Source organism: Ectothiorhodospira haloalkaliphila ATCC 51935 (assembly GCF_000633935.1).
Lineage (GTDB): Bacteria > Pseudomonadota > Gammaproteobacteria > Ectothiorhodospirales > Ectothiorhodospiraceae > Ectothiorhodospira > Ectothiorhodospira haloalkaliphila.
This window is the reverse complement of sequence record NZ_KK214995.1, coordinates 210,979-225,697: the sequence shown is the minus strand read 5'-3', so window position 1 is coordinate 225,697 and position 14,719 is coordinate 210,979. Positions and strand designations below refer to the sequence as shown.

The following is a 14,719-nucleotide window of genomic DNA, read 5'->3' as shown; positions in this document are numbered from 1 at the left end:
ATCGGGACAGGTGATCATCCTTCAGGTAGAGCTGGATGGAATTGACCAGGGCATCGCAGACGGCCGGGATGCCCTTTTCCTCATTCCCGCGCGCTGCCTGGGCCGCCTCGATGTTCGCATACGCGCAAGCGTAACGCCCCTGGGCATTGATCGTCTCCATCATCGCCAGCAGCGTGGTGGTCTTGCCCGTCTGGCGCGGGGCATGGAGGACAAAATAACGCTTTTGCTCGATCAGCGCCTGCAGATCCTCCCAGTCGATGCGACTCAAAGGATCAATGGCATAGTGGTCAGCGGGGACCGTGGGACCGGCATTGTTGAAGAAGCGAGGCATGACCGCAGTATAGGACGGAAGCCCGCAGAATAGGAAAGGCCCCGCCACAATCCATGTGGCGGGGCCCGGTGTCGCGCGGCAATGAATCCATCCAACGGATCCTCCATGATGCAGTGCCTTCATGATGCACTGCCTTTCATCCCTGACTGCCTTCACTGGCGACAGGGTGTATTTTCCACAATTTCAGAAAGGTGACAACGTCAATCGATAGAAATGTGAATCAGTTCAAATTACAGATCCGAAAGACTGATCTCTCTCGAGGTTTGTTACGATCAGCAGCCCGCTCAGGCACCCCACACCCGGATGCAGCGCCCTTCCACAGTCCGTTCCGTCTCCCAGGTCCGCTCCTCCCAGGTCAGGAATGGGAACAGGGGCGGCGTAAGCCCTCAGGGCCGGCAAAGGCGCTCATCGAGATTGCGTTCCGCCATCCGGAGGTGATTCGGGAAGACCTCGAACTCAGGGACTAACGGAGCCAGTCATTCGTCATCCCGATCTGAGTGCGGTTTATGAGCGTTGCGACGAAGGTCGCGCCTCGCCTGCTGCTCACTCGCCTGCTCAACCAGTTGCCGGGTCGCCTGGTAGGACCGCTGACAGAACGCTCGGAAGGGTGCCTCCTGGGCCTCGGCGGGCCAGACACCGGTTTCGGCCGTGAGCTGCCCGCTGGCCAGCTCGTATCGGGCCAGGATGTCGATGTATTCCTTGCGGTCGCGCACGTGGATCACCACCGGCAGATGGCCGGAGCGCAGCACCGGGATGTTGCTCAACAGACGGGCCAGGCGCCCGTTGCCGTCCCAGAACGGATGTACGTGGACGAACCCCAGGTGCAACCTGGCATAGGCATCGACCGCGTCCGTCTCGCTCAGGGATTCCTCAGCGAGCCGATTGAGCTCGGTCAGCCACCCCGCCATCAGCGCGGGCACGTCTTCGGGCGAGGCGTATTCGATGAAGGTCTGGCGCCCCTCCTCGGTGACGGCATAGGTGCCGTTGGGCTCAGCCTTCCAGGCACCGCAGGGCTTGTAGATGTCCGCCACGAGTTCTGATTGCACCGCCCGGTGCAGGTCAAACAAGTGGGATTCGGTGACTGCCCCGCCCAGCGCGTTGTAGATCAGTTCGATGGCGCGGGCATGCCCCATCACCTCCTGATGATCCTTCAACGGCTTGCCGGAGACCGTCAGCCCCTCCTCGATGATGAACTTGGTCTCGCCCAGGGTGAGGCTGTTGCCCTCCAGAGCGGTGGAGGTATGGGTCCAGAGGTCGCGGATCTGGCTCAACAACGACTGTTGCAGATTGCGGTCGAGTCCACCGAGGGATTTGAGCTTGGGTATCGTCATCGCTTTGTCGCGGTCGCAGCCTGCGGGTTATCCACCAGCGGCCATCACCAGCGCCACCCCACCCTCATCTTCAGGGCCACCACAAACGCTGTTGCGACCACTCCCCTTGGCCTGGTAAAGGCGCTCGTCGGCGATTCGGGTGAGCGTATCCAGGTCGCGCCCGTCCGTTCCGTATCTGGCGACACCGATGCTGACGGTGAGCTTGAGGACCTGGCCCCCGTAATGGATGGGCAACTGCTCCAGATTTGCTCGCAGTTGCTCGGCGATGGCGACAGCTTGTTTGCCATCGGTGTTGTTGAGCAGCACCAGGAATTCCTCACCGCCAGAGCGTACGATGAGGTCGGTCTCCCTCAGGCGCGCGCGCAGCATGTCGGCGAAGGCGACCAGCACCGTGTCGCCAGCCTCGTGACCGTGCTCGTCGTTGATCTGCTTGAAGCGGTCCAGGTCCAGTATGAGCAGCGACAGCGCGGTTCCATTGCGCTGCGCTTGCGCCCGTTCCCGCCGGAAGACATCGTGCAGACGCATGCGATTGGCCAATCCGGTCAGCGGGTCCGTCGTTGCCAGGCGCATCAGTTCCCGTTCGGTGCGTTCGCGGTGGCGTTCGTAGAAATGTGACAGACCCAGGGTGGTCAATGCGGCGATGACGGCATTGGACAGCACCTCCACCCGAACGAGTTCGGCGTTACCACCGAAGCGGTAGAGGTAAATGGCGGCGCCCAGCCCCATATAGGTCAATGACAACAGCAGACCGAGCCTGGAGCCAAGCAGGAGATGGGTGACAAGCGGGATGATCAGCAGCCAGACGAAGGCGAACTTCGAGACATCCGGCCGGCTGAGCAGCACGACCGTGACTGTCAGTAAGACCAGCACGAAACAGACAGCCCATATCTGAAGACTCTTTGTACGGCGCACCACCACCAGCAAGCCGGCGGCGAAAACGGCAACGGCCACCTGGATCCAGGCCACCAGAAACATGCCATCGGGGAAGTTGAGGGCCGCAAAAATGAGGGCGCTGATCACGGTGACCAGCAGCATGGCCTGCAGCACCCCCCGGCGATGGTCATGATTCGCTTGAAAAGGATGCATGCGCGGGGACCTATCCAATTGGGTCGTCTCCCGGGTGAGAGAATCCGAACTGCAAGACGGGCATCCACCCGATCGGGAGAGTTGGGAGTATGATGCCCTGACTGGGGCGATTTTTCGAGGTTCCCGTGACCGCTGATGGCCCCAGTCGCCGCAAGTGACCCTCACCCATGAGCCCCGGAGCCAGACTTCATGTCCGCCAACGCTCGCCTGGATTCCCCCTCCTACCACGAAAACATCACCCCCATTCTGGACGTCCTGCGGGATGCCTTCGCGGGCTTGGGTGGCCATCATGCCCTGGAGGTGGGCAGTGGCACCGGTCAGCATGTGGTGGACTTTGCCCGCGCGTTCCCCGACATCACCTGGTGGCCCACCGATTTGGATCCGCATCACCTGAGCAGTATCGCGGCCTGGCGGGAGGGCGCGTCCCTGCCCAATCTGCAGGCGCCGGTGCGACTGGATGCGGGTCAGGCGGATTGGGGGCTGGGGCAATCGGATCGCCCTCCAGCGGATGGCTTTGCCGCCATGGTCTGCATCAATGTGACTCACATCTCGCCATGGGCCACCACGGAGGGCCTGATGAAAGGTGCTGGCCAGTACCTCACACCCGGCGGTCTGCTCTACCTCTACGGCCCCTACTCCCGCGACAGGAAGCATACGGCACCCAGCAATCAGCGGTTTGATCAGTACCTTCGGACCCAGAACCCGGAGTGGGGTGTGCGGGACATCGCCGATATCGAAACCTTGGGGCGGGAACACGGGCTATCCCTGCAATCCGTGATCGATATGCCGGTGAATAATTTCTCCATCATTCTGGAGCGAATGCCTGCCGACAGGGCGTGACCCGACCGGTCAGTCCCTTCTTCGCTTAAAATATTCGCTTTAACGAGCATTGACCGGTATGCATATAGTATGCACACTGCCCGCATGGAGATCGAATTCGATCCAGAGAAGGCGGCGTCCAACCTTCGCAAGCACCGGGTGAGCTTTGCTCATGCAGAGCAGGTGCTGAGAGATTCATTTGGGATCACCATTGAGGACCCTGACTCGGAAGATGAGCCCCGCTTCGTCACTCTTGGCGCGGATTCTCTGGGCCGAATTCTGGTCGTAGTCCACACCCCCCGGAACGATCGAGTCCGAATCATTTCCGCGCGTAAGGCCAGCCAAAATGAGGCGAGAAACTACCATGCGTAAAGAATATGATTTCAGCAAGGGTAATCGCGGCTCCGTGATCGAATCCCCTGGAAAAACCCGCATCACGATCATGTTGGATAATGACGTCATAGAAGCGTTCCGGGGGCGCGCCGAATCCAGAGGGATCGGGTATCAAACCGCAATCAATGAGGCCCTGCGGGCAGCACTTGACGATGAAAACGTACCGCTAACTGCCGGTAAACTCAGGGAAATCCTCCGACAGGAGCTAGACCATGCCGGCTAAGCGTGCAATCGGGTGAGGGAGGCTTTGGCCCCTACTCCCGCGACAGGACGCACACCGCGCCCAGCAATCAGCGGTTTGACCAGTACCTCCGGGCCCAGAACCCGGACTGGGGTGTGCGGGACATCGCCGATATCGAAACCTTGGGGCGGGAACAGGGGCTATCCCTGCAATCCGTGATCGATATGCCGGTGAATAATTTCTCCATCATTCTGGAGCGAATGCCTGCCGACAGGGCGTGACCCGCCCCCCCTTACGGGACGGTCGGCATGTCCACGCGCAGCACACGTCCATCCGCCTTGTCGGTGAGCAGATACAGGGCACCATCGGGCCCGGTGCGTACGTCGCGGATACGTTCATCCACCTCGTCGAAGAGGATTTCTTCATCCACCACGCGGGTCCCGTCCAGGGTGAGACGGCGCACATGGCGCTGGACCAGGGAGGTGATGAACAGGCTGCCTTGCCACTCGGGGAAGAGATCGCCGCGATACAGGGCCATGCCCGCCGGAGCGATGGCCGGCGTCCAGTGATGGATGGGGTCTTCCATGCCCGGCAACGAGGTGTGGGGGGTGATGATGGCGCCGGAGTAATCAACCCCGTGGGTGGCGACGGGCCAGCCATAGTTGGCGCCCGGCTGGATGATGTTGAGTTCGTCGCCGCCACGTGGGCCATGCTCGTGGGACCAGAGGATGCCGGTCTGTGCATCCCATACCAGGCCCTGAACATTGCGGTGGCCGTAGCTGTAGATCTCCGGCAATGCATCGTCACGGCCCACAAAGGGATTGTCGGCGGGGGCGCGGCCGCTTTCCGGGTCCAGCCTCACGATGGTGCCGGTGTGACTGTCCAGGCGCTGGGCGTCCTCGCGATGGTCAAAACCATCCCCAAGTCCCAGCAGCAGGGTGCCATCGTCCAGAAAGGTCATGCGACCGCCATAGTGCACCGGTCGGGTGCGATCGGGCGTGGCCTCGAACAGGATGTCCACCTCCGTGAGGGTGTTGCCATCCAGTCGCCCCCGGATCAGCCGCGTGGTGTTGGCCCTGGGCTCCCCCACGGCCTGCGTCAGGAACAGATAGGGGTGTTGCTCGAATTCGGGATGGGGCAGCACCTCCAGCAGGCCGCCCTGACTACGCACGAAGGAGTCGGGCACGCCCTCCACGGGTGCCTCCAGAAGCTCACCGTCCTCGATCACCCGCAGGCGCCCTGCCCGCTCGGTGACCAGCATACGGCCATCCGGCAAAAAGGCCAGTGACCAGGGATGTTCCAGCCCCGAGGCGATGGTATCGATACGGTAATCCGCCGCCTTGAGCGGCGCGGCGAACAGGATGAGGGCCAACGGCAATGCCATTATCAGTCGCAGGGTCATGTCGGCAACGTGATTTCGGTGGGCTGACCTGCAAGAATAACCATGCACGGTCCCGAGGGCCATCACCGCAGCAGCATCCAGGAGGCAGGTGTCATGCAACGACTCAACACGGCGTTGGCCTGGTTTGCGGGTCTTCTGCTGGCCACGTTGCTGGGCAGCATCATACAGACCCAGTTCAACCTGGCCATGATCCAGGGCCTGGGGGCGCCCGTCGACGCATTGATGCGACTGGAGAGCACCGCCCACGACCTGCTCAACTTTGCCCCCACCTACGGCGTGCTGGTGGCAGCCGCCTTCTTGATCGCCCTGCCCGTGAGTGGACTGATTGCACGTTGGTGGCCAGAGGCCCGTATCGCGCTCCACACCCTGGCCGGCGCCGCCGGCATCTCGGTTGCCCTGGTGGTGATGAACCAGTTGCTGCCGGCCACCCTGATCGGTGCATCAAGGTTCTCCACCGGCATCCTGGCGCTGGCACTGGCGGGTGCGCTGGGTGGGCTGCTGTTCGCCTGGTTGAGCCCACGTCCCGAATAACTCATCAGCACACGATCTCCATGGGCAGCCCGGTGGCGTCCTTCTCCGGCACCTCGGGCAGCCGCATGGCACGCCCTTGAGCGATCCGGGCTGCGGTCCAGAATACGGCGAAGGCATCCAGCAGGTCGTCCGGTGCGTAGCGTTCATGGACCAGATCACGGCAGGCCGCCTCGTGTGCTCACGGGAAAGTCGCCTCCAACAGGCTGTGTCGCTCCCGGCGACCCTCGGATGTCTTCTTGTTGTGGTTCATGGCCTGGCCCTGATTCCATGCCTGAAAGCTCAGTTCAGGATGCACCTCCCGTAGCCAGGCCTGACGGTCCACGCACTCCTGCAGGAAGTTGTCCATGGCCCGGATCATGGGAATGATGTTCCAGGTTTGGCGGGACAGGGCCCGCCCCGCATGCTGGCGACCAAGCAGGCAGGCCTTCTCGTAGGATGGGGCCTGCAACATCACCCGCAAGGGTGCCGGGAATACGCTGCTGCCGCGCGGGCGACCCAGGCGCTGACGGGCCTCCACATCGGCACGGCGAGGCGTCGCGTCTGCCAGGCCAATGGGGATGTCCGCTCCCACCACCTGGGGACGGGGATCCAGGTCCAGGAGATCGCGTGGGTTCTCCAGGATCAAGGCGCGGATCGTCTCGGGGCAGTGAGGATCGCCCGTCACGCACAACCATCGCCCCCGGCAACCATCCAGGCCGGCCACAGGCCCGTGACCTGAACATGCCAGCGGCTCGATACGAGCACTCACACCCTTGGGTACCTCCATGCCTGCCAGTATAAGAAAGTCAGGCGCCAGGGTCGCGTCCGGGTGTGAGACAGGTTGCGGTGGTGGAGCGCGGTCGCCCCTTGGACGACGTGCAGATGACTTGCCAGCCCCTGTATCGCCATTGATGCTTGAGGTTCGCCCGCCATATGGACCCACTCAATGCTGCTGCGCCTGATTGCGATCCTTCTGCTGTCCCTCGCGGCCGGCTATGCCGCCCATTCCGGCCTGACGAGCATGGGGCAAATGCGGGCGGTGGAGCGACTCCCCGAGATCAAGGTGGCCGAAATCATTCCCGGCGTGGTGCAACTGTCGGGTAAGGCTACCAGTGATGGTCCCATGGTCACCGCACCCAGTTCCCGACGGCAGACGCTGTATTTTCGACATGTCGAGGAGCGCAAGGTACGTGACTCGGAAGGGGGTTACTATTGGCGAACGGTCAGCGACACTCGCGACGCCACCGGTTTCCTGCGGCTCGAGGACGAAACAGGCAGCGTGAGGATATACAGCGATAGAGGCCGCCAAGGCTTCTCGGCGCCCAGGAAATACCAGCAGACCCGAGGTGATCGGCGTTTCACGGAGTACCGGATCGACCCGGGCGATGCGATCACGGTGTTGGGTCTGGCCAGTCCGGTGGCTCACACCCTGGGGATCTCGCTACATGGACTGCCGGAGCATTACGTGGCACGGGTTTCCGCCTTCGGGGAATCGCATCAGCGCCAGTCCCTTGCCCGCACCACTCTCATGTCCATCTGGTTCTCGCTGGCTGCCGTGGCCCTGATCGTACTCACCCTGTGCTGGACCATGCGCATACACAAGGTGGCGGCCTTCCTCAGTCTGCTCATGGTTTCCACGCTGGCATTGCTGATGCTGTGGAGCCTGGCTGCGGCCAGGGTCGATCTTCAGGTGGCCATGCAGCAGCAAGAGGCCGCCGCCCAGGCCGCCAGGGAGACCATTCAGGGGGCTCTGAGCCAGCATGGCCTGCAATGGGACGGGTATTGGGACTCACTGCCTCCCTGGAGCGAAGCGCTGCACACCCATTTACCCGAGGAGCAAGCCCGACTGATTGAACGCCTGCATGTCAATGTTGCGCGAACCACCGAGCGAGTGCGTGGCACTTGGGAGCACTGGCCCGAGCGCCTTGTGGCCAGACTGAGCGGATGGGAACGACCCGACTCCGTCCCCCTGGGCGGTGAGGCCTTGCAGGTCATGGAAGTCAGGGAGGCAAACTTTGAACCCACCCGGCTGGAAGGTGGAGCACCCGTGCTCATCCTCATCATCGGGGCCCTTGGGGCCGTCTTCATGCTGCCCATCGGGTTGTCGATGATTCATCTCAAACGCACCATTGAAAACATACCCACCAGCCCCAGTGCCGGCGCCACCTACGGCCTTACGGAACTCAAGGGTGAAATACTCCCCGCGCCTCGGGATGAAGCACTCACCTCACCTATCGAAAAGACACGATGTGTCTATTATCACTACAAACTGGAGGAAAATCGCGGCACAAAGAAGGACAGCTGGGTCACGATCAGTGAGGAAAAGGTGGGTAAACGCTTCATCTGTCGTGATCGTGAGGGTGACTTCCCCATTGATCCCGAAGGCGCCCAGGTCATCACAACCCGCAAACACACCCAGCGCCAAACGGATCGGGCGCCCGGCGGCGCGATCGTCAGTAGTGGTCGCTACCGGCATACGGAGGAGCGCCTGGACGTGGGCGACACCCTCTATGCACTGGGACGGGCACAGATTGACCCCGAAACCCAGCAGTCGCTGTACATGGCGGCCTCTGAACCGCCTTACCTCCTCAGCAATCTCAGCGAGGCTCAGCTGATGCTCCGCAAGGCCCGGGGCGGCTTTACTTCCCTGACCCTGGGCTTCATTGCAGCCCTGGCGGCACTGCTGACCCTGATTGGACTGATGGGGGCATTCAATGGGGCTGCTCTGCTCATTGCGGCGATGATCACCCCCATTTACATGCTGATTGCCGTGGTGGTGCTGATGTACAACGACCTGGTGTTCCTGAGAAATCGCGTGGACACCACTTGGTCGAATATTGGCGTGTCCCTGCAAAAACGAGCTACCCTGATCCCGACCATCCAGGAGGTCGTCAAGACATCCATGGCCCACGAGCGGACACTGCAGGAGAGACTGGCCCAGTTACGCACTCAGGCCAGCAGCGAGGCGGTGGATATTCCCAAGGCAGAGCAGTTGCTGGCCGTTGAGCAACAGTTGCTGCAACAGCTTCGCCTGTTACGTGAGTCCTATCCTGATCTCACCACATCTCAGGCGATGATCGGGTTCCATGACACCCTGGTGGCACTGGAAAACGAGGTGGCCTTCATGCGGGACGGATTCAACCATGCCGTGGAGCGATACAACACGCGCCTGGGGCATATTCCGGAAGTCTTTCTGGCTACCTTGCTCCGATTTCGCCGGCGTGATTTTTTCCGGGCGGAGGTGTCGGTTGCCACCCCGCCCGATGTATCCGCCATGGTGCCATCAACCAAATGACACCTTGGGCGCCTGACGCATGGAGACGTTTTCGATCTGCAGCAACTGCGCGGCCTCAAACCCCATCGGGCCCGCGACAAGACGGTTCGGAAAGATCTCCCGGGCATTGTTGTAGTTGAGCACAGAGTCGTTGAAGGCCTGACGCGCCAGTGCGACGCGATCCTCCGTGGCCGCCAGCTCCGCCGAAAGCTGCTGCATGTTCTCGCTGGCCTGCAGGTCCGGATAGGCCTCGGAGAGCGCAAACAGGCGGCCCATCAAACCTGCCAAGGCACCCTCGGCACCGGCCAGTTGCTGGATGGCCAAGGCGTTGGTAGGGTCGGCCGCCGCCTGTTTCAAGCCTGCAGCAGCCTGGTTGCGTGCCTGGATCACCGCTTCCAGGGTTTCACGTTCATGGCGCAGATAACCCTTGGCTGTCTCCACCAGGTTGGGGATCAAATCATGGCGACGGGTCAACTGCACGTCGATTTGTGCAAATCCGTTGGCCACCTGATTACGCAGCGTGACCAAGCGGTTGAAGATGGAAATCGTCCAGCCAATGATGGCCACGACGCCCAGTAAAAGTGCCCCCAGCAATATCAGTTCAACCATGAAACCGTGCCCCTCTTCGTCATTAAGGGGATTGCCCCAAGGCCGTTCCCCGATCGATCTCCCATGTCACATGGTTGTGCCCCATGTGTCCTTGAGTGATCTGCCATCGAAAATGCTCCCATATCAGCCATCCCACTGTAAGTCGACCATGTGTAGACCGGCTCAGGGCACTGGTTCAATCAGGTCTATCCCTTCATGTGAGGCATGATTCACGCGCTGGCTGACGGGATGACAGGTAAGACGTTCCGGGGCCAGGCGGCGCATCCATTGGCGGATGGACTGGCGCTCGGTGATGGCAGGATCCAGCCAGGCGGAGAGACAGGAAGGATCCAGCACCACCGGCTGACGGGGGTGGATCTGCGACAGTGGCGGGCGGGCCGGTTCCGTGATGATGGCGCAGCCATCAGGCCCATTATCTGCGGATGGCTCCCAGATACCGGCAAAGAACAGGGCCTCGTTCTCAGCTTGCTGCATCAAGGTGACGTAAAAGGGCTGCTTCTCCCGGCCACTCCCTTGCCATTCATACCAGCCATTAGCAGGCACCAGGCAGCGCCGATGTGCAAACGCTTCACGGAAGTAGCGGCTCACCGCCACCTTCTCCGCCCGGGCATTGATCGGCCTTGGGGCATCGTCACCCGCCCAGGCGGGCCGAAATCCCCAGAGGCATTGGTCCAGCGAGGGCAACCCATCGGGGGTCATGCGGATGACGGGAATCAGCGTCCCGGGTGCCACGTTGAAGCGGGGCTCGAAGTTATCTTCGGTCAGTTCCAGGTCCAGATAGCGCTGGGCGATCAGGCTGCAGGCGGTATGCAGGGCGTAACGTCCGCACATGGCTCAGCTCCAGCGGTGCATCAGGACTCGGCGTACCGGGCGAATCCCCACAGCCAGAAGGACTACAAGCGCGGCGATTTCCAGCCACATGGGCGTCAGCTCACGGGCTGCCCCCAGTTGCTGACCAAGATCCAGGCCACTGGCCTTCACGATCAGATCCACTGCAAGACCCAGGGCGATGGTGGTGGTCACGATGCCGGTCATGTAAAGCGCCAGGGCCTGATTGCCCATTTCCCGGCGCAAAACGCCCAACGTAGCCATGCTGGTGATGGGCCCGGCCAGCAGGAAGACCAACGCCGTGCCAGGGGAGACGCCCGCCATCAGCATTCCCGCCGCCACCGGCGTGGCCGCGGTGGCGCAAATGTAAAGCGGCACCCCGATCAGGGCCATCACCAGCATGGCCAGCGGCCCGCTACCCCATTGCGAGAGGGACTCCGGTGGCACCAGGGCCACCAGCGCACCGGCGAGGATCAGCCCCGCCAGTATCCAGGTGCTGATGTCATCCAGTAGATCGGAGAAGGTATAGCGCATGCCGGAGGCCAGGCGAACCCGCCAACCTGCCTCGCCCGCCGCTGCAGCCTGTGGTTCAGGCTCTGGCTCGCCGTCGCACCCCGTGTTGCAACAACCGCTGGAACAGCTGTCTCCCGCCGCGCTTGTATCGGGGAATTCGGGGCTTGGCGTCACACTCGGACGACTCAGATTGACCAGCAGTCCCGTGGTCACGGCCGTTGTGACCGCACCCGCAGCCCTTGCCACCATCATGAAGGGGCCGAGCAAGGCATAGCTGATTGCCAGTGAATCCACCCCGATCCCCGGTGTGCCAACCATGAAGGCGGTGGAGGGCCCCCGCCCTGCCCCACCCCGGTACAAGGCAAGGCCGGTGGGAATCGCACCACAGGAGCACAGGGGCAATGGCGCCCCAATGACAGCCGCCCGGGAAATCCCCTTCAAGCCCTCTCCTCCCACCCAGCTTTTCATCCGGGCCTCGGAGAGAAATGCCTTGATGACGCCCGCTGCCAGTAAACCCAAAAGCAGCCAGGGGGCGGCCGTCAGCGCAAGATCCAGAATGGCGTTGAGTATGGTCATGTCCGCCAGTATAGGCAGAAAGATGGTAAATCTCTTTACTGGGCCACTTCGAGCACCAGGCTCACCCGGCGGTTCAGGGCACGGTTTTCCGGGGTGTCGTTGGGGACTCGGGGGCGTGTGTCGGCGTGACCCGCAATGCGTAATTGGTCGGCCGGGATGCCCAGTTCGATCAGTTGCCGGGCCACCGTGGTGGCGCGCAACGAGGACAATTCCCAGTTGGAAGGAAACCGCTCCGTATTGATGGGCACATCATCCGTGTGACCCTCGACGATGATGCTCAACGCCTCCCGGGCCAGAACCTGATACACCTCCTCCAGAAGACCGATACCCGCCTCACTCAACTGGGCCGTACCGGAAGGAAACAGGATGTCGTTGCCCACCTCCAGGCGCACCTGATGCTCCTCGATGAGCATCTCCAATGGCTGTTCCGCTCCCTGGCCGGCCACCAGATCGGCCAGCGCCTCCAGTGCCGGCGGAACCTCGGGGGATTCCACAGGTTCCACCAGGATCGGTGCCGGGACGGACTCAATGCGAGGAGCCGCGGCCGCGTCCGTTATGGATAACACCGGGATGGTCTGGGTCAACACTTCCGGCGCAGGATAGGTTAGCGCTGGCACCGGCGGGGCTGGGTCCATGGGCCATGCGGGAGGTGTATTGGGGGACGGGATGACAGAGGCAGGTTCTGGTATCGCTGGCTCCAACAAGGTTTGCAGGTTCACGGTTTGTGGTTCGCTGTCTGCCTTGGCGAATCGCCCCTGCAGTTCGTCGATCTGCAGATAGGCTGCGGCCAGCAGGGCGGCAAAAAGCGTCACGAGCAGTAAAAGCACATCCAGGTACCCAACGGTCCAGCCCCCATCAGTCTGTACCGGCTCGTCGAACTCCACGTGTTCCCGACCCCGGAACGAGCCTGCGGGGATGCTTTCCCCGGGTGCTACCTTCGGTCCCCAGGCTGAAGTGGTCATGCCCGCAACCTCTCCTGCGGCAAGGCCCGGACCGGTGCGCTTGCCCATTCGGCGGGCTCATCCCGATCCCGTGGCACGGATTCAAGAAACTCGTTGATCATCACGGGATGTTGACGCTCATGCAGCATGAGCACTGCATCCAGCAGGAAATTCATGTGAAGCAGCTGGTGCCGGGAGCGGTCCTCCAATTTAAGGGCTAGCGGCTTGAAGATCAGGTTGGCCGCCAGCAGCCCATAGAGCGTACTCATCAGCGCAAACCCCATGGCCAGCCCCACATACTCCAGGCCTGACGACCCCAGGTTACCCAGCAGGGCCACCAACCCGACCAGCGTACCGAGCATGCCGAACGCGGGGGCAAACGTGGCCATGGTGCGCAAGATGCGAATGTCCCGATGGTCCGACTCTTTCTGGCGCCGGATGCGCCATTGCAGCATGCGCACCAGTTCATCTCCGCTATGACGATCCAGGGCCAGGCGGGCACCGGCCATGAGAAACGGGTCACCAATAGTCTTGGCGGTGTCCTCCGCGATGCGCACATGACCACGCCGACACAGGTCAGCAACCTTCAACAGGCGTTTGTGATCCTGGGTAGGCAGGTGTACCACCGGGGGTTGCCGGAACAATTCAGGTAAACGTTTCAAAAGATCCATGACGGGTTTCGGGGAATGCCCGATCACGGAAGCCAGCCAGGTGCCCCCGACCACCAGCATGAGCCCCGGAAGATTGGCCCATGCCAGGCCGACGGTGGAGGCCAACAGGGCGATCAGGGTGAGGAAACCCACAGCACCCAAAACCCAGAGAATCTTCTTGCGCATCTGTGCACCGGTTGATGTTGTTTGCAACATTCGATGCACAGTGCATGCCATCTTGATCAGACCCCCTTCAGGGGCAGTTCACGGCCGCTCGTGACCAACAGATGGAATCTTGAGCCGCCCAAAGCGGCCAGGTCTTGCCGGTTTACAGACACGCAGGCGGCTCATCGGTACCGATGCAAGAGGAGGATTTTCAAGGGATGTCAGCGATTTGACGCCAGGGAGACTGAAGGTGTCGGGGAAACACCGAAAAAAATTCTCGGCAGTTCGGGGGTCAAACTGCGTCCAGGGGGTTGCAATACCCGATGGTTTTAGTCAAACTCCTACCTACGCCCTCATCTCGCCACATGAAGGGAATACAAGGAAAGGAAAGAAACGTGGGAAGGTGGTGGAGCCTGATATGCCCCCTCAGCCAGGGTTTATCAGAACTCCCCCACCTGTACCGCTACCCTGCTCTTAGCAAGGCAGCCGATAGGACCTTAGTAGAAAGGTCTCCACAGATACACCAGGAAGTGGGCCGCAGCGGCCAGCACCATGAACACGGTGAAAGTGGTCTTGAACTGTTCGTGGAATTCTTTTGCCTGTTCTTCGCTCAGGCCGGAGATGCTGTCATACATGGTTTGAACCCTCCAATTACGTCAGATTATTCAGCAACGGCTTCCGCAGACACTTCATAGGTCAGCGGATTGTAGTTATCGTTGCTATAAACGAAGGCGTGCACTACCAGAGCCACCACCAGTACGGTCATCAGAATCGGCATCAGCCACGTGCCTGGGTTGACCACCAACCACAGCTTCCAGTCGTCGGCGGGATTGCTCGGCTTGCTCGCTCTGTATTCGCTCATTGGTAAAGCCCTCTAGGTTTAAAGACCGGATTTCTTTAGGGAACCGGTTACTCTTCAAGCACTGCCACAGGGTTGGTGGTGCCGATTCCTGCTGCCTGCACAACCCAGAACTGTAGCCTGGTTGTAAGTCTACGTTGACGCGGAAAGATGTCAAGCAGACGATACAGCTTCATTCAGCGAAGGCGAAAAAGCTTGCGCGAGGTCAAGTCCACGGCGACGGCCATCAGTGCGACCCGGTTGGCAACCAG

Annotated in this window: 16 protein-coding genes and 2 pseudogenes; 6 read left to right on the top strand and 12 right to left on the bottom strand. The window is 61.4% G+C overall.

The annotated features are described in order from the left end of the window. From ECTHA_RS19985 to ECTHA_RS16450, 3 genes and pseudogenes are all read right to left on the bottom strand, one after another. Nucleotides 1-331 (bottom strand): annotated as a pseudogene (locus tag ECTHA_RS19985) (ATP-binding protein); the annotation flags it as partial. A gap of 476 nt (nucleotides 332-807) precedes the next feature. Beyond that, the gene (locus ECTHA_RS16455) at nucleotides 808-1,662 is read right to left on the bottom strand and encodes a Fic family protein (protein ID WP_025281221.1); all 855 of its coding nucleotides are present in this window, start codon (nucleotides 1,660-1,662) and stop codon (nucleotides 808-810) included. Nucleotides 1,663-1,689: 27 nt separating this feature from the next. Next, nucleotides 1,690-2,748 (bottom strand): GGDEF domain-containing protein, encoded by a 1,059-nt coding sequence (locus ECTHA_RS16450; RefSeq protein WP_051582524.1) that lies wholly within the window; start codon nucleotides 2,746-2,748, stop codon nucleotides 1,690-1,692. Between the two features lie 189 nt (nucleotides 2,749-2,937). On the opposite strand from ECTHA_RS16450, the gene ECTHA_RS16445 reads away from it, so the two are divergent. The 4 genes from ECTHA_RS16445 (at nucleotide 2,938) to ECTHA_RS0100990 (ending at nucleotide 4,422) form a co-directional block, all read left to right on the top strand. Then, nucleotides 2,938-3,588 (top strand): DUF938 domain-containing protein, encoded by a 651-nt coding sequence (locus ECTHA_RS16445; protein WP_025281220.1) that lies wholly within the window; start codon nucleotides 2,938-2,940, stop codon nucleotides 3,586-3,588. Nucleotides 3,589-3,657: 69 nt separating this feature from the next. Beyond that, nucleotides 3,658-3,939, top strand: a complete 282-nt coding sequence (locus ECTHA_RS0101000) for a BrnT family toxin (RefSeq protein ID WP_026623437.1) — start codon at nucleotides 3,658-3,660, stop codon at nucleotides 3,937-3,939. Then, nucleotides 3,932-4,183 (top strand): BrnA antitoxin family protein, encoded by a 252-nt coding sequence (locus ECTHA_RS0100995; protein ID WP_025281218.1) that lies wholly within the window; start codon nucleotides 3,932-3,934, stop codon nucleotides 4,181-4,183. Before ECTHA_RS0101000 ends, ECTHA_RS0100995 begins: the two co-directional genes overlap by 8 nt. A 2-nt stretch (nucleotides 4,184-4,185) precedes the next feature. Beyond that, nucleotides 4,186-4,422, top strand: coding sequence for a DUF938 domain-containing protein (locus ECTHA_RS0100990; RefSeq protein ID WP_025281217.1), 237 nt, complete (start codon nucleotides 4,186-4,188; stop codon nucleotides 4,420-4,422). Nucleotides 4,423-4,433: 11 nt separating this feature from the next. Here the strand turns inward: ECTHA_RS0100990 and ECTHA_RS0100985 are convergent, their stop codons facing one another. Beyond that, nucleotides 4,434-5,543: a PQQ-dependent sugar dehydrogenase gene (locus tag ECTHA_RS0100985; RefSeq protein ID WP_025281216.1), complete on the bottom strand. Its 1,110-nt coding sequence runs from the start codon at nucleotides 5,541-5,543 to the stop codon at nucleotides 4,434-4,436. A 93-nt stretch (nucleotides 5,544-5,636) separates the two neighbouring features. On the opposite strand from ECTHA_RS0100985, the gene ECTHA_RS0100980 reads away from it, so the two are divergent. Continuing rightward, nucleotides 5,637-6,074 (top strand): hypothetical protein, encoded by a 438-nt coding sequence (locus ECTHA_RS0100980; protein ID WP_025281215.1) that lies wholly within the window; start codon nucleotides 5,637-5,639, stop codon nucleotides 6,072-6,074. A 4-nt stretch (nucleotides 6,075-6,078) separates the two neighbouring features. Here ECTHA_RS0100980 and ECTHA_RS16440 read toward each other — a convergent pair. Continuing rightward, a pseudogene (locus tag ECTHA_RS16440) lies at nucleotides 6,079-6,777 on the bottom strand (DUF429 domain-containing protein). A 222-nt stretch (nucleotides 6,778-6,999) separates the two neighbouring features. On the opposite strand from ECTHA_RS16440, the gene ECTHA_RS0100970 reads away from it, so the two are divergent. Then, nucleotides 7,000-9,348, top strand: coding sequence for a LemA family protein (locus ECTHA_RS0100970; RefSeq protein WP_025281214.1), 2,349 nt, complete (start codon nucleotides 7,000-7,002; stop codon nucleotides 9,346-9,348). Here ECTHA_RS0100970 and ECTHA_RS0100965 read toward each other — a convergent pair. The 7 genes from ECTHA_RS0100965 to pufA form a co-directional block, all read right to left on the bottom strand. After that, nucleotides 9,337-9,936 (bottom strand): LemA family protein, encoded by a 600-nt coding sequence (locus ECTHA_RS0100965; RefSeq protein ID WP_025281213.1) that lies wholly within the window; start codon nucleotides 9,934-9,936, stop codon nucleotides 9,337-9,339. The two genes, ECTHA_RS0100970 and ECTHA_RS0100965, sit on opposite strands and share 12 nt — an antisense overlap. Before the next feature lie 162 nt (nucleotides 9,937-10,098). Continuing rightward, nucleotides 10,099-10,767, bottom strand: a complete 669-nt coding sequence (locus ECTHA_RS0100960) for an SOS response-associated peptidase (protein ID WP_025281212.1) — start codon at nucleotides 10,765-10,767, stop codon at nucleotides 10,099-10,101. A gap of 3 nt (nucleotides 10,768-10,770) precedes the next feature. Continuing rightward, complete coding sequence (locus ECTHA_RS0100955; protein ID WP_203225306.1) at nucleotides 10,771-11,853, bottom strand: SO_0444 family Cu/Zn efflux transporter; 1,083 nt, start codon at nucleotides 11,851-11,853, stop codon at nucleotides 10,771-10,773. Between the two features lie 35 nt (nucleotides 11,854-11,888). After that, the gene (locus ECTHA_RS20260; protein ID WP_026623435.1) at nucleotides 11,889-12,815 is read right to left on the bottom strand and encodes an OmpA/MotB family protein; all 927 of its coding nucleotides are present in this window, start codon (nucleotides 12,813-12,815) and stop codon (nucleotides 11,889-11,891) included. Beyond that, entirely contained in the window at nucleotides 12,812-13,630 is an 819-nt protein-coding gene (locus ECTHA_RS0100945; RefSeq protein ID WP_025281209.1) for a motility protein A, read from the bottom strand. Before ECTHA_RS0100945 ends, ECTHA_RS20260 begins: the two co-directional genes overlap by 4 nt. A 476-nt stretch (nucleotides 13,631-14,106) precedes the next feature. Then, a complete protein-coding gene (pufB, locus tag ECTHA_RS0100940; protein ID WP_025281208.1) occupies nucleotides 14,107-14,244 on the bottom strand; it encodes a light-harvesting antenna LH1, beta subunit in 138 nt (45 codons plus the stop codon). Nucleotides 14,245-14,270: 26 nt separating this feature from the next. Next, on the bottom strand, nucleotides 14,271-14,471 hold the full coding sequence (gene pufA, locus ECTHA_RS16435; protein WP_025281207.1) for a light-harvesting antenna LH1, alpha subunit: 201 nt from the start codon (nucleotides 14,469-14,471) through the stop codon (nucleotides 14,271-14,273). Between the last annotated feature and the right edge of the window lie 248 nt (nucleotides 14,472-14,719).